This is a genomic window from Flavobacterium sp. LS1R10, assembly GCF_003968825.1.
Classification (GTDB): Bacteria; Bacteroidota; Bacteroidia; order Flavobacteriales; family Flavobacteriaceae; genus Flavobacterium.
This window is the reverse complement of record NZ_RYDH01000007.1, coordinates 171,484-195,433: the sequence shown is the minus strand read 5'-3', so window position 1 is coordinate 195,433 and position 23,950 is coordinate 171,484. Positions and strand designations below refer to the sequence as shown.

Below are 23,950 nucleotides of genomic sequence, written 5' to 3'. Positions count from 1 at the left end.
CAGTGAAAATCCTTTTTCGTCTCGTTTTTTAACGAGATAAAAAAGAGTGCAACGAAAATCCTGACCTCGCAGTAACGTTAGTGGAAGCGAGGGAACGCCCCGAAATAATTTCGGGATAAACCCTAAAAAAATGAGGGTCAAATCAACTATAATTTAAAATAATCAATATAAGTATTCAAATCCTTATCGCCACGACCGGAAAGATTGATGACAACAATATCATCTGCTTTGAATTTCATTTGGTCGAGAACGGCAAAGGCATGCGCACTTTCGATAGCGGGGATCAGTCCTTCCATTTGCGATAATTTTAACCCCCATTGCATGGCTTGATCATCCGTTATGGAGATGAATTGTGCTCTGCCAGTAGCGAATAAATTAGCGTGCATAGGACCTACGCCTGGATAATCCAATCCTGCCGAGATGGAATATGGCTCGGTGATTTGACCATCAGGAGTTTGCATCAACAGGGTTTTACTACCGTGAATAACGCCTACTTTCCCTAATGCCGATGTAGCAGCACTTTCGCCTGAATCGACTCCTAATCCTGCTGCTTCGACCGCAATAATAGTCACGTCTTCATTATCCAGAAAATGATAATAGGCTCCGGCAGCATTGCTACCACCACCTACACAGGCAATCACATAGTCAGGGTTTTCACGACCTTCTTTTTCCAATAATTGTTCTTTAATTTCCTTAGAAATAACACTTTGGAAACGCGCCACCATATCCGGATAAGGGTGTGGTCCTACGACGGATCCAATGATATAATAGGTGTCTACAGGATTGTTAATCCAGTCGCGAATGGCTTCGTTTGTGGCATCTTTTAAGGTTTTTGATCCTGAAAGCGCCGGACGCACTTCGGCACCCAACATTTTCATACGAGCTACATTTGGCGCTTGACGTTTGATGTCAATTTCACCCATATACACGATGCATTCCAGTCCCATTAACGCACAAACAGTTGCTGTTGCTACGCCATGTTGCCCGGCACCGGTTTCGGCAATGATACGTTTTTTACCCAAACGTTTGGCTAATAAAATTTGTCCAATGGTGTTGTTCACTTTATGTGCGCCAGTATGACATAAATCTTCTCTTTTTAGGTAGATTTTAGTGTTGTATTGTTCTGATAACCGTTTTGCAAAATAAAGAGGCGTAGGGCGACCAACATACTCTTTAAGCAAGGCATCAAATTCAGCCTGAAATTCAGGCTCAGCTGTAATTTTTAAATAATTTTGACGTAATTCTTCCACATTTGGATATAACATTTCAGGAATGAAGGCACCTCCAAATTCTCCGTAATAGCCTTTTTCGTTAACGTTGTATGACATAGTTTTATTTTTTTATTTTATTATCTGTAGAGACGTACTGCAGTGCGTCTTTACACAATTGTATGTTTTTTAAACCGGGTTCTATCTCAAATTTACTGTTTACATCAATGGCGTAAAGCGGTAAATTGGTTTTCGAAATTTCATTTATAGCGCCCATTTCATCAATTCCGATTCCACCACTCAAGAAAAACGGTTTGCTTGAGGGATACTTTTCTAATACTTTCCAATTGAATGTGGTTCCGTTGCCTCCGGGTAATTTTCCTTTGGTATCAAAAAGAAAATAATCACAAACGGTTTCAAACGGTTTTAGTTCCTCAAAATCAAAAGAATCATCAACAGAGAATACTTTTATAATATCAATTTTACGATCAATTTTATTTTTTAATTCCTGGCAAAAGGCAACGGATTCGTGACCGTGCAATTGAATGGCCTGCAAATCGTGTTTATTGGTTTTCGCCAAAATAACTTCGGTCCTTTCATTGACAAAAACGCCTACTTTTTTAATTGATTTTGGTAAATTTGGAATCACACCATCAAAATATCGAGCCGATTTCTCCCAGAATATAAATCCCATATAATCGGGTAGAAGCGACCCTATTTCGATTATATTATCGGGATATTTCATGCCGCAAATTTTTATCCCCACCCCAGCCCACCTCGAAGAGGAGGGAGCCGAAGCGTCTTGATGGTCTGTTTGTTTTTTCATTTCCAGTTTTTTTTTTAATTCAATCCTTTTAGAGTTTTGAACCTTAACAGGGTTGTTTTATAGTTGGCTGATAAATTCGGTTGCAGCTTTACCTGCATTATCAGTTTTCATAAAGTTTTCTCCAATCAGGAATCCTTTATATCCGAATGGTTTTAATTCCTTAATCGCTTCAACTGATGAAATCCCACTTTCGGAAATTTTTACAAAATCATTTGGGATTTGCGCTGCTAATTGCTTGCTGAAATCCAAACTCACTTCGAATGTTTTTAGATTGCGATTGTTTACACCAATCATATCTAAGGTAGGCATAATCGATTTTTCCAGTTCCTCTTGATTGTGTACCTCCAGTAAAACTTCTAGTCCTAAACTTTTGGCAAATTCAGACAAGGATTTGATTTCTTCTCTGGTTAAAATTGCTGCGATAAGTAGAATTAAATCGGCTCCGTATGCTTTGGCTTCCAATATTTGATAGTCATCAACAATGAATTCTTTTCTCAATAATGGTATATTTACTGTGGCTCTTGCCAAAAGTAAATCGTCTAAAGAACCACCAAAATATTTTCCATCTGTCAATACTGAAATCCCGCAAGCACCTGCATTTTCATATCCTTTGGTTACTTCTTCAACAGTAAAACTATAATTTATTGCTGCTTTGGAAGGCGAACGGCGTTTGTGCTCCGCAATAATTCCGGATGTACTGTTTCGTAAATTATCACTCAAAGAAATAGTTTTTTTTTCAAAGAAAACGGAAGCTTCCAATTGTGAAACAGGTATGATAGATTTCTTGAGAATGACTTCTCTTTTTTTGTCAACTATGATTTTATCTAAAATATTCATTTATTTTTTTGTTTAAAGTTTTCTTTGTTCAAGGTTTAAAGTTGTTCGAAATGCAAACAACTTTAAACCTTGAACTTCAAACTATTTTTATTTACTTAAATCTTTCAATTTCTTCAAAGCTACAAGTCCTTTACCGGATAATAAACTTTCTTTCGCTATTTGAAATCCTTCTAAAGGAGAACATTTTGTAACAGTCGCAATTGCCATGGCCGCATTGGCACAAATCACATTATTTTGTGCTTCAGTTCCTTTTCCGGAAATGATGTCAGTAAACATTTGAGCAGATTGCTCTATAGTTTTCCCTCCTTCGATTTCGCTTTGCAGCAAAAGGCGAACACCAAAATCTTCCGGATTTATCATGCCTTCCATGGAGCTGGTAATCGTTTTTGTAGGTCCCGTCAAGGACACTTCATCATAGCCGTCAAGCGAATGCAGGATGGTAAAGTTCACATCAGTATTTTGATATAAATACGCATACATTCTGGCCATTTCTAAATTGAAAACACCAACCAATTGATTTTTTGGGAACGATGGATTTACCATTGGTCCTAACATATTGAAAAAAGTTTTTACCCCTAATTCTTTTCGAATAGGTCCCACATTTTTCATAGCGGGGTGAAATAAGGGCGCATGTAATATACAAATCCCTGCTTTATCGATGCATTTTTCCAGAAAATCAGCATCGTTGCTGAATTTGATTCCTAGTTTTTCCATAACATTACTCGAGCCAGAAATAGAGGATACTCCGTAATTACCATGTTTAGCTACTCTTATTCCGGCTCCGGCAACTACAAAAGAAGCCAGAGTTGAAATATTGAATGTGTCTTTCCCGTCACCACCAGTGCCACATAAATCAATGGTATTGTAGGCGGATAAATCCACACGAATGCACAGTTCTAATAATGCTTCACGAAAACCGGCTAACTCTTCAATGCTGATGCTTCGCATCATATACACGGTAAGGAAAGCAGCTATCTGACTGGTGTTGTAACTTCCGTAGGAGATATTAACTAATACGTTTTTTGCTTCTTCTTTCGAAAGCATTTCGTGGTTGATTAATCGGTTTAATATATTTTTCATTTTTATATATGTCTTAAAGTTGAAAGTCTTAAAGTCTTAAAGTCTTTCGACTTTGTGATATTTGACTTTATGACTAATTTTTAACCCAATTCTCCAATATCTTTTTCCCATTTGGAGTCAACACACTTTCGGGATGAAATTGTACACCACGGACATCGTATGTTTTGTGGCGCAATGACATTACCTGCCCGTTTTCATCAAAGGAAGTTGCCTCTAGAACATCCGGTAAATTGGCATTAACTACCCAGGAATGGTACCGCCCTACTTCAAATTCCTTTCCTAACCCTTCAAATAAAAGCTCATCATCAACAACAGTTTTTACATTAGTGGCCACACCGTGGTAGACTTTTTCTAAATTAGAAAGTGACCCACCGTAGACTTCACCTATTGCTTGTTGGCCTAAACATACCCCAAAAATACTTTTTGTAGGGCCATATTTTTGAATCACTGCTTTGAGTAACCCCGCTTCATCCGGAATTCCGGGTCCCGGCGAAAGAAGAATTTTATCGAAAACGGCAATTTCATCAATATCAAATTCATCGTTTCTATAAACGGTTACTTCGCAATCTAAATCTTCCAGATAATGCACTAAATTGTAAGTGAAACTATCGTAATTATCTATAACTAGTATTTTTTTCATTTTCCTCCCCCAACCCCTCCGAAGGAGGGGAGTACCTATTGGGGTAAATAGGTTTTTTAATTGTTATTTTTATTTACAACTTCATAAGTTGCTAATTTTTTTACATTTGGCTCCCTTTCCTTCCCTTCCCTTCGGGGAGGGTTGGGGAGGGGATTTATATTGTTTCTGCTAAATCCAAAGCGGCATTTAAGGCCCTCAATTTATTATATACTTCCTGCATTTCGCTTTCTTCATCTGAACTGGCTACAATTCCGGCGCCGGCTTGAGAATGCAATTGATGGTTTTTACTAAGGAAAGTCCGAATCATAATCGCATGATTAAAATTACCTTCAAAATCCATAAAACCTATAGCACCACCATAAAAATTACGATTTGTTTTTTCATACTCCTCAATCAGTTGCATGGCTCTGTGTTTGGGAGCGCCACTCAATGTTCCAGCTGGAAAAGTATCGGCTACAACCTGCATTGTAGAAGCTTTTTCATGTAAATGTCCGGTTACTTTTGAAACTAAGTGAATGACATGTGAGAAAAACTGCACCTCCCTGTATTTCTCTACATTCACATTATGACCGTTGCGGCTCAAATCATTTCGGGCTAAATCCACCAACATCACATGTTCACTATTTTCTTTTTTATCAATGGATAGCTCTTTGGCAAGAATGGCATCTTTTTCATCATCTCCCGTTCTTTTAAAAGTTCCTGCAATAGGATGAATTTCAGCTTTACGGTCTTTAACAATAATTTGGGCTTCTGGCGAAGAACCAAATATTTTGAAATCACCGTAATCAAAAAAGAATAAATAAGGCGAAGGATTAATGCTTCTCAATGCTCTATATACATTGAATTCATCGCCCTTGAACCCTTGTGTAAATCGTCTGGACAAAACCAATTGGAACACATCACCTCTAAAGCAATGTTTTTTGGCTAAAGCCACATTATGTTTGAATTCTTCGTCGGTTAAATTTGAAAATCCTTCTCCTTGTTTCGAAAATTTATAAGAAGCAATATTTCGGGATTGTAATAATTGTTCAATTTCTGAAATGTTGTTTTTACCATCTAAACTATGACAAAAAATATAGGCCTCATTCTTGAAATGATTAATAGCAATTATGTTTTGGTACACGGCATAATACACATCAGGAATGGTATTGCTATTTTCTTTTTTGGCAATAGACACTTTTTCAAAGTAACGAACAGCATCGTACGAAATATATCCAAAAAGTCCATTATTGATGAATTTAAAATCGTTTTTCTCGGATTTGAATTGACCTGAAAATTCTTGAATTACTTGCGGGATATTGGTGTTGGCATCAATTTCAATTTTCTCAAAACTCCCATCAGGAAATGTTTTGTAGATGATTTCATTTTCTATTTTTATGGAAGCAATCGGATTACAACAAATATAGGAGAAACTGTTGTCATTACCATGATAGTCGCTGCTTTCCAGTAGTAAACTATTTGGGAATTTATCACGAATTTTGAGATATACGCTGACAGGAGTTATCGTATCTGCCAGGATTTGTTTGTATTTGGTATTTAATATCAAAGTTTTCATTATGTTTTTATTATTTGATAGCAACAGGATGTATCCTGTGCGTTCTAATTTATAATTTGAAACAAAAAAAGGCCTGTCGTGATGACAAGCCTTTTATATTTATAGTTTTAATAATACTATAGGAGCTTAGTTCACGACGACTGACGTAAATTGTTCCACCACCAAGTATTGTTTAAAATTGTTTTCATATTTTTTTTAATGATACAAAGATAGAAATGAAATTTGATTTTTCAAAAACATTAGGCGTTAAATAAGTTGAAAGGTAAAGTTTTTTTGTTAAATAAATATGCAGACTAGAATTATTAAAAATAAAACCCCAACAATTGCTTGTTGGGGTTTGAAAACAAAATGTACTGAAATTTAGAATTTCAAAGCAACAGCTAAAGTAAATTCGTCTGAGATTGCTTTGTCTCCAAGGTTGTCAAAGAAACTTCCGGAACCGTATTTGATATCATATTTTGTTCTATCAATTATTACAGTACTTGAAGCTGTATTTGCGGTTGTGGTTAAATCAAAAGTAACTGGTTTCGTAATTCCTTTAATTGTTAAATCCCCAGTTACTGTATACACATTAGGCGCTTTAGTTACTAGTTTTTTGAATACTAGAGTTGCTGTTGCAAATTTTTCAGTTCCAAAAAAATCTTCTGATTTCAAGTGGCCTTCTAATTTTTCTTTGCCTTGACCTGCTTTTAAATCTGTTGCCAAAAGTGAGGTCATGTCTACGTTGAAGGTACCGCCAACTAATTTTTTTCCTTTAAAAACTAATGCGCCATCTTTCAGGTTGATTGTTCCTTCATGTTGTCCCGTTACTTTTTTTCCTGTCCAGTTGATGGTGCTTTTTGCAACATCAACTTTTTTAGTTTGGGCTGTTACAGATACCGCAGATAAAACTACTACTAATGCTAATGCGATTGATTTGAATTTTTTCATGTGTTTGAGTGTTTAAATTTGAATTTGATTAATAATTATAATGTGATAAATAATTCTTCGTTTGATTTTCTAACTTTTTTGTTGTGTTGTGTTGCATCTTCCACGTGTCTGTAGCCAATAGTTGCTATTAAAGTGGCATTTAATCCTAATTTGTCCAGACCTAATATTTCATTAACCTCGGCGGGAACAAAACCTTCCATAGGAGTAGCATCAATTTTAAGTTCAGCAGCGGCGTTCAATAAATTTCCTAAAGCTAAATACGTTTGTTTTGCCGTCCAGATATTTCGCATTTCTTCGGAAAGAGACGTAATGTTTTTGATTACCAGCTCTTGATATCCCTTCATACTTTCTAAAGGAATTTGTCTGGTTTCACTGGTGTTTTTAAAATAATTATCGATTCCAGTTGTGCCAAAGTTAATTTCATTAGCAAAGATAATTAAGTGTGATGCCTCTACAATTTGTGATTGTCCCCAGGCCGATGGTCTAATTTTAGCTCTTAATTCAGGATTTTCAACAATTATGACTTTGTAAGGTTGCAATCCGTAGGAAGAAGAACTTAAACGGATTGCTTCTTTTAGAATGTTTAAATCTTCATTGGATATTTTCTTGGTGGCGTCAAATTTTTTGGTGGCGTATCTCCAATTTTGGTGATCTAAAAAGGTGTTCATATTGTATATACTATTTATTGGTTTCTGTATTTTTCTAATAATTGATTTAATTGAATGATTTCCTCTGCACTCAAATTTTTTGAGAAAAACCGTTCGTGCGCTATAACTTTAGGATCTAATACTGCTAGAACATCTAATCCTTTTTGTGTAATCAGAACTTCTATTTTACGTCTGTTTTCAGGACACACTTTTCGAGTGACAAACTCTTTCAATAGTAGTTTGTCAACTAATCGGGTGGTGTTGCTGGTCTTGGCTAACATTCGCTCCTGAATAGCCCACATATTTGCAGGATTTCCTTTTTGCCCTCTTAATATTCGAAGTACATTGTATTGTTCTCCTGATATTTCGTGAGGTTTTAATAATTCATTAAAGTTTTCTGTAATTACATTTTGTGTGTACAACACATTAAGGATAATTTTTTTTGAATTATCCATTGGTATAGTTGTTTTTAAAATTTCTTCAATTTTCATATTTGTATATATGTAATTTGTTGGTACAAATGTAACACTTTTTATAGTTGTATATACAAATGTTTATTTTTTTTGTTAATTATTTTTTAAGTGCTATACAGGATACTGGTTTGTGCAAATAAAAATAAGGCAAACACTAGCCGCACCCAGCGCATAATATGCCAATTTGTAAATAATGTTTTCATTTTTTGTCTCTAAAAAAAGAATCTGAATTTAGTTCTTTATTTTTTTGATAGCGTACTTTTCGTCATAAGCAGTCACTTCCTGTAATGTTTCGGTTGTAATTTCCTTTTTACTCACAAGTAGTACATCGGCAAAATTACTGCTGATGCTTACATTTAAAACACCGTTAATTGCCAGTAGTTTTTCTATAAGTTTTTCCATACAGTCGCTATCTGTAATGCCTTCCAGCTCATATAAATTCACAACAACCTGACTGTTTTTTTTTAATTCGATAAACAACTCTGAATTTGCTCTTGGTGCAATTGAATCTTTAGACACATCTATTTTCAAAAAGTCAAAAGCACCTTTGAAAATCAGCTCATATTCTTCTTTGTTTCCGCCAAAAGGAGGTCCGGATTCAAACGTTCTATTGAATAATAATCCCGCCAGAATTCCTTCTTCAGCCAAGAGTTGATGCATTTTCCAAACGTATTTCTGGCGCATTGTAGGAGGCAAAGCGCAGAAAAAAGTTTGCTCAATAATCAAATCATAGTTTCCCTGATATGCAAAGAAATCGCCTAAAACAATCTTAATAGAAGGGTTGTTTTTAAATTTTTCTTTTAAAGCTCTAACAGGTGTTGGAGCAATATCAATAACGGTAACATTTGTAAATCCATGCTCCAGAAGATATTCCGCTTCGTAGCTGTTGCCACAACCGGGAATCAAAACACGACTGTTTTTAGTAATTATAGTATTGATATACCTTTGTAAGGGCGGAGATACTTGGCCTAAATCCCAACCGGTTGTTTTGTTTTTGTATTGTGTTTCCCAATAGGCTTGGTCCAGCGGTTCGTTGTTAGAAATGACACAACATTTTAGATGCTCCATAATTTTGTTTTTTTGAAACAGCCATTACTTTGGAACAGCCATTGTTATTGAAATTATTTTTATTTCAAAATTTTGCTTTGGCAAACGAAATCTGTTTTAGGAGCAGTCGTTTTTGCAATAGCATTAAAACCGCCTTCAATTTCAGTAAAATTTCTAAAACCCCGCGCTTCCAGTATTGAAGCCGCAATCATACTGCGGTATCCACCGGCACAATGCAGGTAAAAATGGGCTTTAGGATTTATGTCTTTGATCCATTCATTAATAGCTGCTAATGGCTTGCTGTAGGACTCCTCAACATGCTCTGCGGAGTATTCACTTTCTTTCCGAATGTCGATTACTTTGCTTTGGCCAATTTTTACTTCCTTGGCAAATTGTTCTGCAGTAATTCTATGTACGGTATCCATTTCTTTTCCTGCTTTTGCCCAGGTATCAAAACCACCAGCCAGATGCCCCATTAAGTTGTCAAAACCCACACGGCTCAAGCGCGTAACGGTTTCTTCCTCTTGTCCCGGTTCACAAACAATCAGGATGGGTTGTTGCACATTGGCAATTAAAGTGCCTACCCAAGGAGCAAAATCACCATCGATACCAATGTTTATGGATTGCGGAATAAATCCTTTGGCAAATTCCCCATTTTTCCGAGTGTCCAATAATAAAGCTCCGGTTTCTTCAGCGGCTACTTCAAATTCAGAAGGGGAAAGCGCACGCATTCCCAGATTCAAAACGTTTTCAAAACTTTCATATCCTTTTTTGTTCATTGCCACATTCATACCAAAATAAGCTGGCGGAGGCAATAAACCTTCGGTGACTTCATGAACAAATTCAGCTTCCGTCATATTCGCACGCAACGCATAATTGGTCGCTTTTTGGTCGCCAATGGTCGAAACGGTTTCCTTGCTCATGTTTTTTCCACAGGCACTTCCTGCACCGTGAGCAGGATATACGATGACGTCGTCTGCCAAGGTCATAATCTTTGTTCGTAAAGAATGAAATAAAGTTGTGGCCAGCTGTTCCTGGGTCATGTGTGCCGCTTTTTGGGCTAAATCCGGTCTTCCCACATCACCAATGAACAAGGTGTCACCGGAGAAAATGGCATGGTTTTTTCCGTTTTCGTTTATCAATAAAAAAGTGGTGCTTTCCATGGTATGTCCCGGCGTGTGTAGTACTTTTATTTTGATGTTTCCAATGCTGAATTCCTGTCCGTCATTTGCAGAAATGCATTCAAATTCACATGTTGCATTTGGGCCATAAACAATAGGAGCACCAGTTTGACGGCTTAAATCTATGTGACCGGAAACAAAATCAGCGTGAAAATGAGTTTCAAAAATGTATTTTAATTGCACACCATCTCGTTCTAATCGATCCAGATAGGGCTGGGTTTCCCGTAACGGGTCAATAATGGCTGCTTCTCCATTTGATGTGATATAATAGGCGCCTTGTGCTAAACATCCGGTATATATTTGTTCGATTTGCATGATTGCGTTTTTTTAATTTATGGTATAAATGTACTTCTGTTTTTTAGGATAAACGGTAACAATTGCTACATTCTGTTTTTTTAATTCAGGAGAAATTCTTTGATAATAATATACATTCCCATAGCTAACACAAACCAACCAAAAGCCGGTTTTAGTTTTGCGCCATCGATTTTTTTAGATAAATAGGTGCCAATGAACAGTCCCAGGATGGCAATTGCCGAAATGGTAAAAAGCAGTCTGAAATTGATGCTGATACCGTTTAACACATCGCCGCCAAAACCAATTAACGAAGTAATAAAGATAATCAATAAAGAGGTGCCAATAGCTTGTTTCATAGGTAAATTTGCAAAGAAAAGCAATGCTGGAATGATCAAAAAACCACCACCGGCACCTAGAAAACCAGTGAGAAAACCTACTAATAGTCCAATGAGGGCTATCTTGCTGAAATTGTCTTTTTGAAGAGTTTTTTTTGGTATTGCCTTTTTGATCATCGATACGGATGTGGCTATCATAAGACACGCAAACACAATGAGAATCAAAAGATTTTTTGACACTTCAAAATGGTGTAGTGTAAAAATAACGGACGGAATTTTTGGTAACACAATTTCTCGTACAAAAAGTAAAGAGAGGAGAGAAGGAATCGCAAAGGCAAGTGCTGGTTTTATTTTTAAATTACCAAGTTTGTACTGGCTGTAGCTCCCAATCATAGCTGTTATTCCGACTATAAATAACGAATAACTGGTGGCTAGTTCCGGATTGATATTAAAGAGATATACCAGTATGGGAACGGCAAGTATGGATCCGCCACCGCCAATTAAACCCAAAGAAAGACCAATAATAATAGAAGCAAAATAGCCTAAATATTCCATCGTAACATTTTTTTGAAGCTCTGATTTTAAAAATAGTTGCACAAAAGCACCGCTTCAGGGCGTAAATTTTATTTTAACAGTTCAATGTTATTGCGGTGTAAGGCCACAATGCCGCGTTGCTCCATTTTTTTTAACAAACGCGAAATTACTTCTCTTGAGGTATTGAGCTCTGATGCGATTTCTTGATGGGAGAGTTTCAATTCTTTACAACCACACACATCGGCATGGCGTTTTAGATAAAATTCCAATCGCTCATCCATCGCCCGGAAAGCAATGCTGTCAATGACTTCGAGAATCTCCTCAAAACGACTTCTGTAGGTATCAATTACAAATTCATACCAGCTGCGGTGTTGCATCATCCACTTGTCCATCAAGAGTAAGGGCAAGAGGATTAGTTCGACATCTTCAACGACTTTAGCCATGATTTGGCTTTTTTCATTTTTGGTGGCACATATCATGGAAATGGCACAAGCCTGACCGGGTTGCAAATAATACATGAAAAACTCTCCTCCATTTTCATCTTCGCGATAGACCTTAATTTTTCCACGGATTACCAATACAGTATTTTTTATGTACTGTCCGGTGCGCATGATGACATCACCAGTTTTGAAGGATTGGATCGCAGCATTTGCATCCACATCTTTGACTAGTTCAGTAGAAAAGGAAGGAAATATTTTTTTTATGGAATCAAGCATTTTTATTTTTTTCTATATTCTGCCTTGTAAAAGTAGTGTAAATAACTCAAAAAACAGACCGTTTTTCAGACTATAACAGTGTACAAACCTTTGATTTATGGCTTGTTGTCTATGGATTTAATAGACTATTTTTAATAAGAATTCAAGCCTTGGTTTTAGTTTATTGATGTTTAATGTTTTGCGAAAACGATTTTTCAATAAAAATATCTAATTAACAATTGTTACGTTTATTGTTTGGTAAAAACGTTGTATTTTTACAAAAAACATCATTATGAATTTAACACAAGAAGATTGGATTTCTCAATTTGAAGCGGATGAAAATGCAGTAATTCTAGACGTGAGAACCGAAGATGAATTTAGCGAAGGCTATATTGCCAATGCCATCAATATTGACATTCACAGCGGCCAGGATTTTGTAACTGAAATAGAAGCTTTGGACAAAAACAAAAAGTATTATGTGTATTGTCGATCCGGAATGCGAAGTGCAAAAGCATGCGAAATAATGAATCAGCTTGGTTTTGAAAACGCCTACAACTTAATAGGCGGAATTATAGAATGGGATGGAGAAGTAGTAGCTCCATAAAACGCAAAGAGGGTAACACCTCTTTTTAGTATTTAAATTACAGGTTTTACTACTTTTTGTGTGGGTTTAATTAGAAATCACACTATTTAGGGAATCCCTTTTTTGCCATTAAGCTTAATTAACGTAATGTTTTAATGCTGGTATTATTAAGTCTTTATTTTGCAAATCAGTATAGAGTGCAATGCATACCGATTTCGTGGCAGAGCCAAATTATAAATATAATATCTATTTTTATGAATGTAATACCAGAAGAATTTCAAATTAGCACTTTATTAAATCAAGATACGTACTTAATTGATGGAGAATTAAAAAAATGGAACGGTCAGACAACTCCTGTTTTTTCAACAATTTCGTCTACGGATGAATATGGTCCAACTATTTTAGGCTCTATCCCGTCTATGGGGGAAACGGAAGCTCTAGAAGCGGTAAATGCAGCCAATGCAGCGTATAATAACGGTCAAGGATTATGGCCTACGATGAAAGTGGCGGATCGGATAAAGTGTATGGAAAACTTTGTTACTCAAATGAAAACGACCCGTAAAGAAGTAGTTAAACTATTGATGTGGGAAATAGGAAAATCATTGAGTGATTCTGAAAAAGAATTTGACAGAACTGTAGAATATATATATGATACTATTGACAGTTTAAAAGAATTGAACAGCCGTAGTGCTCATTTTTCTAAAGTTCAGGGAGTAAACGCTATGGTTCGTAGAGGACCGCTTGGAGTTGTTTTATGCCTTGGGCCTTATAATTATCCGTTGAATGAGACTTTTTCGTTACTCATTCCGGCATTGATCATGGGGAACCCGGTAATTTTTAAACCGGCAAAACATGGTGTGCTGTTGATCTCCCCTTTATTAGAAGCTTTTAGAAGCAGTTTCCCAAAAGGAGCCATCAATATTGTATACGGTCGCGGACGTGAAGTGGCTTCGCCAATAATGAAATCCGGTAAAGTAGCTATTTTGGCTTTGATAGGAAACAGTACCTCAGCGATTGCATTACAAGACCAGCATCCTAATAAAAACAGATTGCGTTTGATCCTAGGTTTAGAGGCGAAAAACCCTGCGATAGTTCTTCCGGATGCTGATTTAGACTTGGCCATCCAAGAGTGTATTGCCGGTTCTTTATCGTTCAATGGACAGCGTTGTACGGCTTTGAAAGTATTGTATGTGCATGAGTCTATTGTTGAGGAGTTCAATACGCGTTTTGCTGCCAAAGTGGATGCCTTAGTTTTTGGAAATCCGTGGGATGCCTCTGTGTTTCTGACGCCTTTACCAGAAAAAGAAAAACCAGCTTATATTCAGGAATTGATTGATGATGCTACTAGTAAAGGAGCTGCTATAATTAATGAAAAGGGAGGACAACATTATTCTAATTACATCTTTCCAGCGGTTTTATTTCCAGTAAATAAAGAAATGCGTGTGTATCACGAAGAGCAATTTGGTCCTGTGGTGCCTATTATTTCTTTCAAAGACATTCAGGAACCTTTGAATGATATGGCCGAATCGAATTATGGGCAACAAGTAAGTTTGTTTGGAAAAGACATTAAAACTATTGCACCACTTATTGATGCTTTGGTGAATTTAGTGTGCAGAGTAAACCTGAATAGTTCTTGCCAAAGAGGTCCGGATGTTCTCCCGTTTACAGGACGAAAAGATTCAGCAGTAGGAACATTGAGTATTCATGATGCGCTGCGCTCGTTCTCAATTAGAACCTTTGTAGCATCTAAAGACAATGCCTATAACAATGCTATTTTACAGGAATTATTGAGCAGTAAAGAATCTAATTTTATTAATACCGATTATATTTTATAATCTTTTATAATCAAAAAAAGCCGTTTTTTTTTGGACTTAACATTCCTCTTTGAAATATATTTTAGAATTTTAAACGACATATTTCAAAACATCGCGTGCTAATAGCGCCATAAAATAGTAGAGTCTATAGAATTAATACCCGATGGACAAATCCTTATTTAGGTGAAATTATCTAAAAAGTTTAAAAAGAAACTTTATCTTTATACTCTTGTCGAGGTGTAATTATTAACTAAATATTTACTTACATGAAAAATCTAATCCTTTTTTGTTTACTGTTAGCTTGCTTTGGGTTCGAAAGTTGTAAAAAAAATCAAAATCTTAACGCTACAGATGCTGCCCGAACCCAAGCTGAAAAGCCAATAAACGTTCAGTGTTATAAAGCTTTGTTTGAAAAAGATACCATTGATTTAGAAATCAGCACTTTGCAAAACGGAAAAATTACAGGAAACATGGTGATGAAGATTTTTAACATGCCCAAAAAAACTGGAAAAATCAACGGCGAATTCCGAGGCGATACATTATTTGCTGACTACTCGTTTATTCAAGGAACTTATGATAAAATAACGTATAAAAATCCATTGGCAATGTTAAAGAAAGGGAACGAACTCATTTTAGGTAATGGAAAAATCGAAACTTATTTAGGAGCTTCTTATTTTGTGAAAGGAGTACCTATAGATTTTGATAATGTGAAATATAAATTTATAAGTGTTGATTGTGTTGGTGAAAAATAATTAATTCAACAGCCTAAAAAGTATTTCTTAAAATATCAAAAGGGCAATTCCTGCAAACAAGATTTAAATAATATAAGTATCTCTTAATCAAAGTGGTAAAGAGATACTTATGTTATGTTATGTTATGTTATTTTTGTAAGGATATAAGTTTTTCGGCAATTTTTAGAAGATCTGTTTCGTTTATTTCAGGTAATGGTGCCAAAGGATACAATTGTTGTCCGGGACGTGCCGTAAAGGCTCCTCTCCAACCTGCCCAAATTGCACCTGCAATATCCCAACCATGAGCTGCAACCATCAAACATTCGTTGGGTTTAACTCCCATTTTTTGCGCTGCCCAATTATACACAGCAGTATCTGGTTTGTATTTGCCTACTTCTTCAACACTTAAAATTTGATCAAAAAATGCCGTTAAGCCCGCATTTTTAAATTGAGTTTCAACGCCTTTGGTTGATGAATTTGTTAAGGCAACTAATGTATAACCAGCATTTCTTAATGCTGCTAACGCTTCTTTTACTTCGGGATGAGGTGGTAAAGAGGTTATACTGCTTACGGCTACTTTAGCTTCCGCTTCTGTTAAAAGAATACCTTGATTCGCAGCTACCATTCTTAAAGCAGCAGCTCCAATAGTACCAAAATCTGTATACTGACCACCAACTGTTGTTACTAAAGAATAGTGCAACATGGTAGTAAACCAAAGGGCAGTTAAATCTTCTCGATTTCCTAAGGCTTGACCAATACTTTTTTTTATGGCTCCTAAATCCAATAAGGTTTCATTTACATCAAAGAATACTACTTTTGGTGCTGTCATAATTTTTAATTTAGTTTTATATGGGCTTTCATTTTGTTCGATAATAAAAGAAGCCAAATGGATCACTTTTTAATCGAAATTATATTTTTTTGTCGGGTTTTATCTGATCAATAGTAAGTAACAATCATTGTGTAATGGCATGTTTTAAAATTAGACAAAAGGAAGTAACAAATTGATTTTAAAATACTATTTTTAAGTATTTCTTTGAGAGATCTTTTGTTTTAGTTCTTCTTTTTTGAACCACTTATGATTCTAGAAATCAATCCTTGTTGGTTCGTGAATTCAGAAAAGAAAATACTCGCCAAGTGAATTACGATGAAGGTCAATAAATAATAAATGGATAGGACATGTATATCTTCCATTGATTCCTTTCTGTTTTCTGGACCCAAAACAATGATTAAACCGGTGATTAGTGAAATTGCCACGCAAGCATAAAAAACTAAATACGTCCAATAGTGAATTTTTTCTTTAAATGCTAATCCTTTGGTAAAGGGATTGGAGAATTTCATCTGTCCAAAAAAGGGAAGCGCCAATCGGATGCTGTACAGCCCTACTAACGCATAACCAATATATATGTGCCAATCCCACATGGGTTTTCTTATTTTTTTAGCAAGCAAAATAAGCTGATCCTGGGATAGGGATTGATCTGTGGTTGAAAGATAGTCTTGCATGATCAGTGCGACATTATTTTTGTTCATCCAGGTCATTCTAAGAAATATAGTTATAAGCATTAGCGTCATGCAAATGGCTGTTGACCAGTGCATGATTCGGTAAATGGTGGAGTAATTTCTGGATTTCATGATTTATCAGAATTGGGTTGTTATGGTTTAGGAGTCAGTTTTAATTGCGATACAATTTCAGAAAGAATTTAGTTTAAATTAATTCAGAGTACACGGATATAGTGAAAGGCGATGAAGAATGGTTTTAGAAAAACAGCAACGATACTATCCTATTTTTACCAGCCAATAAATCGTTCTTTCTTTAAAGTGCTGTAAAATGATCACTTTTAGGAAAAATACTCAAGGCTTCAATCGCAATTTCTGGAGTAGGAGAGGCTAGTTTGCGAAGTTTGAGATCCATCCAAGCGCCATCAACTGTTATAGTTGCACATAATTTGTTGTCCTCATTTATAAACTCATGCACAATGGACCAACGGGAAGCATCCGCATTTACTTTTGAAGTTTTGGTGCGCAAAAAAATTTTGTCAGAAAGCTTTATTTCTTTTCTAAAAACACATTCTTCCCTAAAAAGAATAGGGCCAAAGCCTTGCAACTGCATCACCTTAATGGTCAAACCAAGACTTTCCAGAATTTCGATACGATGTTGTGCGCCAAAGTCATAATAGGCACTGTGCCGTACATGAAAATTAGGGTCAAGATCTGACCAGCGAAAAGATAATTCTTTACTAAATGAAGTCATTGTTTTTTTTTATAGATGTTTCCAAGATTTGATACCAAGGAAGTACTGTGTTTTTTTGAAACTCAAAAGTACGACAAAAAGCAAGTAGGAAGCTAATGAAATTATAAATTAGATCCATTTGTTGGAGTATATTTTTAGCACTACTAAAAATATTGAATAGCGAAGCCTAATTTATAAAGAATTCTATTAAATAAAAAAGCCCTTCAGAAAATCCAAAGGGCTGATGCTTGCTGCGTAATTTATTTTTTTGATTCTTCTACAGAAACTTTTCTAAACTCTTTTAATAGTTTTTCTAGTTCCAAAGTTGATTTACGAGCTCTTGGTCCGGCAGCTTTGACACCTTTCTCAGTTAGTGACTCAGATTCTGTTTTGAATGTTTCGAATTCAGCGTTGATTTTTGCAACTAAATCTTTCATAATAGTACTGTATTAAATTAAGGCGCTAAAATAGAATTTTGATTTTTAGATTGGGATGTTTTGAGTTTTAAATTAACATTAGAAAACCATTATTTTATTGTATGTGTCAGAAATATCCTTTTTTATAAATACTGAATAAAATTACGTCCGCTTTTTTTAATTATTCAATAAATAAGAAGTGAGATCTCAGTATTCCTGAGATCAAGAATGACACCTTCGGTTATAATGACACCTTCTCTGTGATGTCATATTGTCAGATTTTTTTACGCCAATTTTAACATAAACTGACAATTCATTAGTCCCTTTTGTATTGGCACAAAGATTGACTTATCGACTTCGAGTCATTAAAACTAGTATACAATAAAATTAAATATATTTAAAATGGGTAAAATAATCGGAATTGATTTAGGTACGACCAACTCTTGTGTTTCTGTAATGGAAGGTAATGAAGCTGTTGTTATTCCTAATGCAGAAGGAAAAAGAACAACACCATCTATCATCGCTTTTGTTGAAGGTGGAGAGATTAAAGTAGGAGATCCTGCTAAAAGACAAGCGGTAACTAATCCAACTAAGACTATTGCTTCTATCAAACGTTTCATGGGACATTCTTTCGGCGAAATTACAGCTGAAGCAAAAAGAGTTTCGTACAAAGTAGTAAAAGGAGACAACAATACACCACGAGTGGATATTGATGGCCGTTTATACTCTGCACAAGAATTGTCAGCAATGACACTTCAAAAAATGAAAAAAACAGCAGAAGACTATTTAGGTCAAACTGTTACTGAAGCAGTTATTACTGTTCCTGCTTACTTTAATGATGCACAACGTCAAGCTACGAAAGAAGCGGGTGAAATTGCAGGTCTTAAAGTAATGCGTATCATCAACGAACCTACAGCTGCAGCTCTTGCTTACGGTTTGGATAAAAAAGGTAAAGATCAAAAAATTGCTGTTTACGATTTAGGTGGTGGTACTTTTGATATTTCGGTTCTTGAATTAGGAGACGGAGTTTTTGAAGTATTGTCTACAAATGGAGATACTCACTTAGGTGGAGACGATTTTGACCACGAAATTATTGACTGGTTAGCTGCTGATTTCTTAACGGAAGAAGGGATTGACTTACGTCTTGACCCAATGTCATTACAACGTTTGAAAGAAGCTGCGGAGAAAGCAAAAATTGAATTGTCTTCTTCTGCTGAAACTGAAATCAACTTGCCTTACGTAACCGCTACAGCTTCAGGACCAAAACACTTAGTGAAAAAATTGACAAGAGCTAAATTTGAGCAATTGACTGATTCATTAGTAAAACGTTCTATGGCACCAGTGGCTAAAGCGCTAAAAGATGCAGGTTTATCTGTTTCTGATATTGACGAAGTGATTCTTGTAGGAGGTTCTACTCGTATGCCAAGAATTGCTGAAGAGGTTGAAAAATTCTTTGGTAAAAAAGCGTCTAAAGGAGTTAACCCTGATGAAGTTGTTGCCATTGGAGCAGCTATTCAAGGTGGAGTTCTTTCTGGAGATGTAAAAGATGTATTGTTACTTGACGTTACACCTTTGTCTTTAGGTATCGAAACTATGGGTGGTGTTATGACAACTCTTATTGAGTCTAATACAACTATCCCAACTAAAAAATCTCAAGTTTTCTCTACAGCAGCAGATTCTCAACCAACAGTTGAACTACACGTTCTTCAAGGAGCAAGAGCTATGGCTGCTGATAACAAAACGATTGGTCGTTTTAACTTAGACGGTATTCCACCAGCGCCGAGAGGGGTTCCACAAATTGAAGTGACTTTTGATATTGATGCTAATGGTATCATCAAAGTTTCTGCAACGGACAAAGGAACAGGAAAATCTCACGATATTCGTATCGAAGCTTCTTCTGGATTAACATCTGAAGAAATCGAAAGAATGAAACAAGATGCTGAAGCTAACGCAGAATCTGACAAAATCGCTAGATCAAGAGCTGAAAAATTGAACGAAGCAGATGGAATGATTTTTCAAACTGAAACGCAATTGAAAGAACTTGGTGCTAAATTATCTGATGATAATAAAGTAGCTGTAGAATACGCATTGACTGAATTGAGAATGGCGCACCAATCTCAAGATATTCCTGCAATTCAAACGGCTCTTGACAACATCAATGCGGCATGGAAAAAAGCAACTGAAGCAATGTATGCTGAAGGAGAACAAGGTCAAGCAGCATCTAAACCAGAAGGTGAAGCAGCTCAAGGTGACAATGTTGAAGACGTTGAATTTGAAGAAGTAAAATAATTATTTCTCGTAGAGACGCGATTTATTGCGTCTCTATTATTGATTTAGAAAACCGTTCGCCTTTGGTGAACGGTTTTTTTATGGACATTGATTTTAATTTTATTCTCCTTTTTACCACGAAATATTCTTGTAATAACTAAAGTATGAGGAAATGTTATGGCAGCCAAAAAAGAAAAAAATAAAGTATTGAATAGTTGTTCTTCTTTAAATGTAAAATACAAAAGTGCCATTTCTACTAGTGAAACCAACCAATAAACGCCTGCTACAGGGCAATATGCAATAAAATTGCTTACGAAACAAGAACCATTTGAAAACTTTATTTGGTTAATTATAGAAGGAATACTGTGCCACAAGACAAAATAAATGGCAAAACCCCAGATCAGACTCGAGAATTTAAAAAGGATAGCAAATAGTACTAAATAAAAGAGTTCTAGGCGTTTTTTTTGATTTCCAATACAAATAAACACTGATAGCTATAAATAAGGCACCTGAAATCTGTAAGGATAGCCAAATGTATAGAATAGGAATACTGATTTTTGTGATGTTTAATATAATGTTTTGTACCTCCTCAGAGTGAAAAGTAAACAGCAACACTAAAATAAAGAATCCATAAGAGAATTGGAATAGTACTTTGGCGAGGTTGTATTTACCGATTGTGTAGCGCTATGGGACTTCATTTTCGGACTTGCTTATTTTGAATTGTGTATGAAATCAGGTTAGGAGAAGCTTCAAAATTAGCTGTTGCTACAGGTGGAGAAATTCAAAAAGCACACAGAATATTGTGCTGGTTTGTACTTGTAGGCTGGTCAATATATCCATTAGGATACATGAAACAAAAAACCCGACCTATTTTTTAAATAAGTCGGGTATTTAATTCTATCATTATTGTTATTTATCACGTATAGACGTACTGCCGTGCGTTTCTACAAGATACATTACATTAAAGTCACATTTAACAAAAAAAGGGAAAATGTTGTTTGAACATTTTCCCTTTTTAATTTATTATTTAGGATCTAAAGCTTCTCCTATTCTGGAAATTAAATCGAGAACATGGTATTTGCTCATTCGATCTGACATTCTAGAAGTAGATAATTTCAATTCATTTTTTAAACTATTCAGTTGACCTCTAGCAATAGATGGTAAATCCGTTTGCGCCAGATTGACTTTTCTGGTGGTGAAACCATAAGTAACTCCTACCGGAACAGATCTAACGCTTGCCGTACCTGGTTTTAGTAATTCAATCATCTTGTCTACATACAATTTTTGGATGTTTCTGCGGTAGATGTCAATAGAATTTTTATTTTTCAGTTCAGAGAAAATTCCTTTGTTCAAATCGGTTATTAATTCATCTACAGAATAGTTGTCTTTACTCACCGAGGAGGTTTCTAAAAGGCGTACCATTCGGTCTCCGGCTAATAAGCTGTTTAAGGTGGCATCCTGCATTCCTTTGATTGCTTCGACACCATTTTCCGGGTTAATTTTTGAAAGAATATCTTGATTCAACAACCATTTTGGCGTGGTGAATAACTGGGTATTCAAGAATGCTACAGCATCTTTCTGGATGCTTTTTGGTACTACTTCAAATTGATTGCCAGTCATGTCATACGTTTTTGGACTATCATATATTCCACCTACATTTTTAGTTACATGACCCATATACCTTCTAAACTGACCGGTAAGTGCGCCATAAAGTTCGTCCAGTTCAGTATAACTTTCACCATCTTCTTTAGACCATTCTAGTAAATTGGGTAAAATTCTTTTTAGATTTTTAATACCATATTCAGAGGCTCTCATAGCATTGTCACCAATATCTTCCGTTTGATATCTTGGATCATAGGGACTGGTTTCAGACCCAAACCATAAACGACGGTTCTTGTAGGCTTCCTTAGTCATTTCATTCAAAAAAGCTTTCTCTTCTGCTTCCGTTTTCGTGTCTTCAAAGTAAGAGTATCCCCACTTAATAGCCCATTTGTCATAGTCTCCAATTCTAGGAAATAAACTAGTCACACCATCTTCTGGTTGTGCAACATAATTAAAACGCGCATAATCCATTATAGATGAAGTATGTCCGTTTTGCTCTTGGTAGTCTTTATCTCTTAGTTTTTCAACAGGAGTGGCAGAGCTGGCTCCCATATTGTGGCGCAAGCCTAATGTATGTCCTACTTCATGCGAAGACACGAAACGAATGAGTTCTCCCATTAATTTATCGTCAAATTTCTTAGCTCTAGCCGCCGGATCTACAGCCGCAGTTTGAATCAAATACCAATTTCTCAAAAGACTCATGATATTGTGGTACCAACCAATGTGGCTCTCCAGAATCTCACCACTTCTTGGATCATGAACATTTGGTCCATACGCGTTTTGAATTTCAGCAGCGAAATATCTCAATACAGAAAAACGAGCATCTTCTAAACTCATAGTTGGATCGTTCTCTGGCCAATATTCTCCACGAATGGCATTTTTCCAACCTGCATTTTCAAAGGCAATTTGCCAATCATCAATTCCTTGTTTGATGAATTTTTTCCATTTTTCTGGTGTAGCCGGGTCAATGTAATATACAATAGGTTTCAAAGGCTCTATCAATTCTCCATTTTTTTGTTTTTGAGCATCTTCGGCAGATTTAGGTTCTAAACGCCATCTGACAGCAAATACTTTGGTGTCGGACTTTTGGGATTCTTCCTCAAAAACACCGTATTGATTGGCAAAATATCCTACACGTGCATCAAATTCTCTTTTGCGCATGGGAGTTTTTGGCAATAAAATCATGGATGTATTTATTTCCACAGTGAGTACACCAGCATCTAGAGCCGAAGGTAAATCAACTCCAATTTTTGGCGTTGGTGTTGTATTGATTTTTGGTGGTGTAGTGGTAAATGTTTTTACACTTCTTATTTCAGTATTGATAGGAAAACTACTTATTTTTGAAATAAATGATTTGTCTTTTTGAAATGTTTGAATGTTTAATAATTGTTTCTTAATTGGATCTAATGAAAAAGTTTGAACATCAGCATCGAATGTTGTAGATAAATCGACAACATAGCCCGTTATTTTTCCGGAATCATCTTTTTTGTATGCAAGTACATCATAATTACCAATAATTGGATCCGAAGTGGAGTTTTTAACTGCTTTAGCCATTGGTTTATCTTCATCTGGAGACATAATGACATAAGTGATTGATCTCAACAATATATTGTTGTTCAGTCCTTTTTCCCAACGAACGACTTGTCTGTTGATTTCTTCTCCGCCAAAAATTCCTCCTCCGGCAGGAGTCTTAGAATATCGGGTTATGGTCATCATTTCACTCCCTAATAGAGAATCAGGAATTTCAAAAAGATACTTATTGTCTATTTTATGAACATCAATTAATCCTTTTTGAGTAACGGCACTAGTATCAATTACTTTTTTATAGGGTTTAGGTTCTTTTTTGGCATCAGCTACTTTGGTGTCAACTGCTGTAACGGCATTTTTATCTGCTTTTTTCTTTTTCTTACTTTGGGCAAATGTTCCCTGGACGGAAAAAAACAGCAGACATACAATAATTAGGGTTAGTTTTTTTTTTAGCATTTAGTTAAATGTTTTATAAAGGTTAAGGATTAGCTTTTGTAAAT

At 35.8% G+C, this 23,950-nt stretch carries 23 protein-coding genes and 1 pseudogene; 5 read left to right on the top strand and 19 right to left on the bottom strand.

The features are described 5' to 3' along the window. Positions 1 to 146 precede the first annotated feature (146 nt). The 13 genes from trpB to EKL96_RS12750 all read right to left on the bottom strand — a co-directional run bounded on the left by trpB (position 147) and on the right by EKL96_RS12750 (position 12,303). Positions 147 to 1,328 carry a tryptophan synthase subunit beta gene (gene trpB / locus EKL96_RS12810; RefSeq protein ID WP_126463038.1) on the bottom strand — a complete coding sequence of 394 codons (1,182 nt, stop codon included), beginning with the start codon at positions 1,326 to 1,328 and terminating at the stop codon, positions 147 to 149. Between the two features lie 4 nt (positions 1,329 to 1,332). Next, positions 1,333 to 2,034, bottom strand: a complete 702-nt coding sequence (locus EKL96_RS12805; protein ID WP_410503643.1) for a phosphoribosylanthranilate isomerase — start codon at positions 2,032 to 2,034, stop codon at positions 1,333 to 1,335. Between the two features lie 57 nt (positions 2,035 to 2,091). Continuing rightward, positions 2,092 to 2,871 (bottom strand): indole-3-glycerol phosphate synthase TrpC, encoded by a 780-nt coding sequence (gene trpC / locus EKL96_RS12800; protein WP_126463036.1) that lies wholly within the window; start codon positions 2,869 to 2,871, stop codon positions 2,092 to 2,094. 87 nt (positions 2,872 to 2,958) lie between these two features. Next, entirely contained in the window at positions 2,959 to 3,951 is a 993-nt protein-coding gene (gene trpD, locus EKL96_RS12795) for an anthranilate phosphoribosyltransferase (RefSeq protein ID WP_126463034.1), read from the bottom strand. A 73-nt stretch (positions 3,952 to 4,024) separates the two neighbouring features. Beyond that, positions 4,025 to 4,591, bottom strand: coding sequence for an anthranilate synthase component II (locus EKL96_RS12790; RefSeq protein WP_126463032.1), 567 nt, complete (start codon positions 4,589 to 4,591; stop codon positions 4,025 to 4,027). Positions 4,592 to 4,745: 154 nt separating this feature from the next. Continuing rightward, positions 4,746 to 6,146 carry an anthranilate synthase component I family protein gene (locus EKL96_RS12785; protein WP_126463030.1) on the bottom strand — a complete coding sequence of 467 codons (1,401 nt, stop codon included), beginning with the start codon at positions 6,144 to 6,146 and terminating at the stop codon, positions 4,746 to 4,748. Between the two features lie 360 nt (positions 6,147 to 6,506). Beyond that, the gene (locus tag EKL96_RS12780; protein WP_126463028.1) at positions 6,507 to 7,076 is read right to left on the bottom strand and encodes a YceI family protein; all 570 of its coding nucleotides are present in this window, start codon (positions 7,074 to 7,076) and stop codon (positions 6,507 to 6,509) included. Positions 7,077 to 7,111: 35 nt separating this feature from the next. Continuing rightward, complete coding sequence (locus EKL96_RS12775) at positions 7,112 to 7,744, bottom strand: NAD(P)H-dependent oxidoreductase (RefSeq protein ID WP_126463026.1); 633 nt, start codon at positions 7,742 to 7,744, stop codon at positions 7,112 to 7,114. Between the two features lie 14 nt (positions 7,745 to 7,758). Beyond that, complete coding sequence (locus EKL96_RS12770) at positions 7,759 to 8,214, bottom strand: MarR family winged helix-turn-helix transcriptional regulator (protein ID WP_126463024.1); 456 nt, start codon at positions 8,212 to 8,214, stop codon at positions 7,759 to 7,761. Between the two features lie 213 nt (positions 8,215 to 8,427). Further along, positions 8,428 to 9,264 (bottom strand): methyltransferase domain-containing protein, encoded by an 837-nt coding sequence (locus EKL96_RS12765; protein WP_126463022.1) that lies wholly within the window; start codon positions 9,262 to 9,264, stop codon positions 8,428 to 8,430. A 59-nt stretch (positions 9,265 to 9,323) separates the two neighbouring features. Continuing rightward, the gene (locus tag EKL96_RS12760) at positions 9,324 to 10,739 is read right to left on the bottom strand and encodes an MBL fold metallo-hydrolase (protein WP_126463020.1); all 1,416 of its coding nucleotides are present in this window, start codon (positions 10,737 to 10,739) and stop codon (positions 9,324 to 9,326) included. Positions 10,740 to 10,819: 80 nt separating this feature from the next. Continuing rightward, positions 10,820 to 11,608, bottom strand: coding sequence for a sulfite exporter TauE/SafE family protein (locus tag EKL96_RS12755; protein ID WP_126463018.1), 789 nt, complete (start codon positions 11,606 to 11,608; stop codon positions 10,820 to 10,822). A gap of 68 nt (positions 11,609 to 11,676) precedes the next feature. Next, positions 11,677 to 12,303, bottom strand: a complete 627-nt coding sequence (locus EKL96_RS12750; RefSeq protein WP_126463016.1) for a Crp/Fnr family transcriptional regulator — start codon at positions 12,301 to 12,303, stop codon at positions 11,677 to 11,679. Between the two features lie 271 nt (positions 12,304 to 12,574). Here EKL96_RS12750 and EKL96_RS12745 point away from each other — a divergent pair, with 271 nt between their 5' ends. The 3 genes from EKL96_RS12745 (at position 12,575) to EKL96_RS12735 (ending at position 15,431) form a co-directional block, all read left to right on the top strand. After that, on the top strand, positions 12,575 to 12,886 hold the full coding sequence (locus EKL96_RS12745; RefSeq protein ID WP_126463014.1) for a rhodanese-like domain-containing protein: 312 nt from the start codon (positions 12,575 to 12,577) through the stop codon (positions 12,884 to 12,886). Between the two features lie 233 nt (positions 12,887 to 13,119). Beyond that, positions 13,120 to 14,700, top strand: a complete 1,581-nt coding sequence (locus tag EKL96_RS12740; RefSeq protein ID WP_126463012.1) for an NADP-dependent glyceraldehyde-3-phosphate dehydrogenase — start codon at positions 13,120 to 13,122, stop codon at positions 14,698 to 14,700. Positions 14,701 to 14,945: 245 nt separating this feature from the next. After that, on the top strand, positions 14,946 to 15,431 hold the full coding sequence (locus EKL96_RS12735) for a hypothetical protein (protein WP_126463010.1): 486 nt from the start codon (positions 14,946 to 14,948) through the stop codon (positions 15,429 to 15,431). A 127-nt stretch (positions 15,432 to 15,558) separates the two neighbouring features. On the opposite strand, the gene EKL96_RS12730 is transcribed toward EKL96_RS12735, so the two are convergent. The 4 genes from EKL96_RS12730 to EKL96_RS12715 form a co-directional block, all read right to left on the bottom strand. Continuing rightward, positions 15,559 to 16,239, bottom strand: a complete 681-nt coding sequence (locus EKL96_RS12730; protein ID WP_126463008.1) for a haloacid dehalogenase type II — start codon at positions 16,237 to 16,239, stop codon at positions 15,559 to 15,561. 221 nt (positions 16,240 to 16,460) lie between these two features. Beyond that, positions 16,461 to 17,039 (bottom strand): cytochrome b/b6 domain-containing protein, encoded by a 579-nt coding sequence (locus EKL96_RS12725; RefSeq protein WP_126463006.1) that lies wholly within the window; start codon positions 17,037 to 17,039, stop codon positions 16,461 to 16,463. 181 nt (positions 17,040 to 17,220) lie between these two features. Continuing rightward, positions 17,221 to 17,658 carry an acyl-CoA thioesterase gene (locus EKL96_RS12720; protein ID WP_126463004.1) on the bottom strand — a complete coding sequence of 146 codons (438 nt, stop codon included), beginning with the start codon at positions 17,656 to 17,658 and terminating at the stop codon, positions 17,221 to 17,223. Positions 17,659 to 17,897: 239 nt separating this feature from the next. Continuing rightward, positions 17,898 to 18,074 carry a histone H1 gene (locus tag EKL96_RS12715; protein ID WP_126452532.1) on the bottom strand — a complete coding sequence of 59 codons (177 nt, stop codon included), beginning with the start codon at positions 18,072 to 18,074 and terminating at the stop codon, positions 17,898 to 17,900. Between the two features lie 381 nt (positions 18,075 to 18,455). On the opposite strand from EKL96_RS12715, the gene dnaK reads away from it, so the two are divergent. Beyond that, entirely contained in the window at positions 18,456 to 20,342 is a 1,887-nt protein-coding gene (gene dnaK / locus EKL96_RS12710) for a molecular chaperone DnaK (protein WP_126452530.1), read from the top strand. Positions 20,343 to 20,386: 44 nt separating this feature from the next. Here the strand turns inward: dnaK and EKL96_RS14715 are convergent, their stop codons facing one another. Then, positions 20,387 to 20,809, bottom strand: a complete 423-nt coding sequence (locus EKL96_RS14715) for a Brp/Blh family beta-carotene 15,15'-dioxygenase (protein ID WP_126463003.1) — start codon at positions 20,807 to 20,809, stop codon at positions 20,387 to 20,389. Positions 20,810 to 20,969: 160 nt separating this feature from the next. On the opposite strand from EKL96_RS14715, the pseudogene EKL96_RS12700 reads away from it, so the two are divergent. Further along, a pseudogene (locus tag EKL96_RS12700) lies at positions 20,970 to 21,172 on the top strand (rhodopsin); the annotation flags it as partial. Positions 21,173 to 21,344: 172 nt separating this feature from the next. On the opposite strand, the gene EKL96_RS12695 reads toward EKL96_RS12700, so the two are convergent. Further along, entirely contained in the window at positions 21,345 to 23,906 is a 2,562-nt protein-coding gene (locus tag EKL96_RS12695) for a zinc-dependent metalloprotease (RefSeq protein ID WP_197037198.1), read from the bottom strand. Positions 23,907 to 23,950 lie beyond the last annotated feature (44 nt).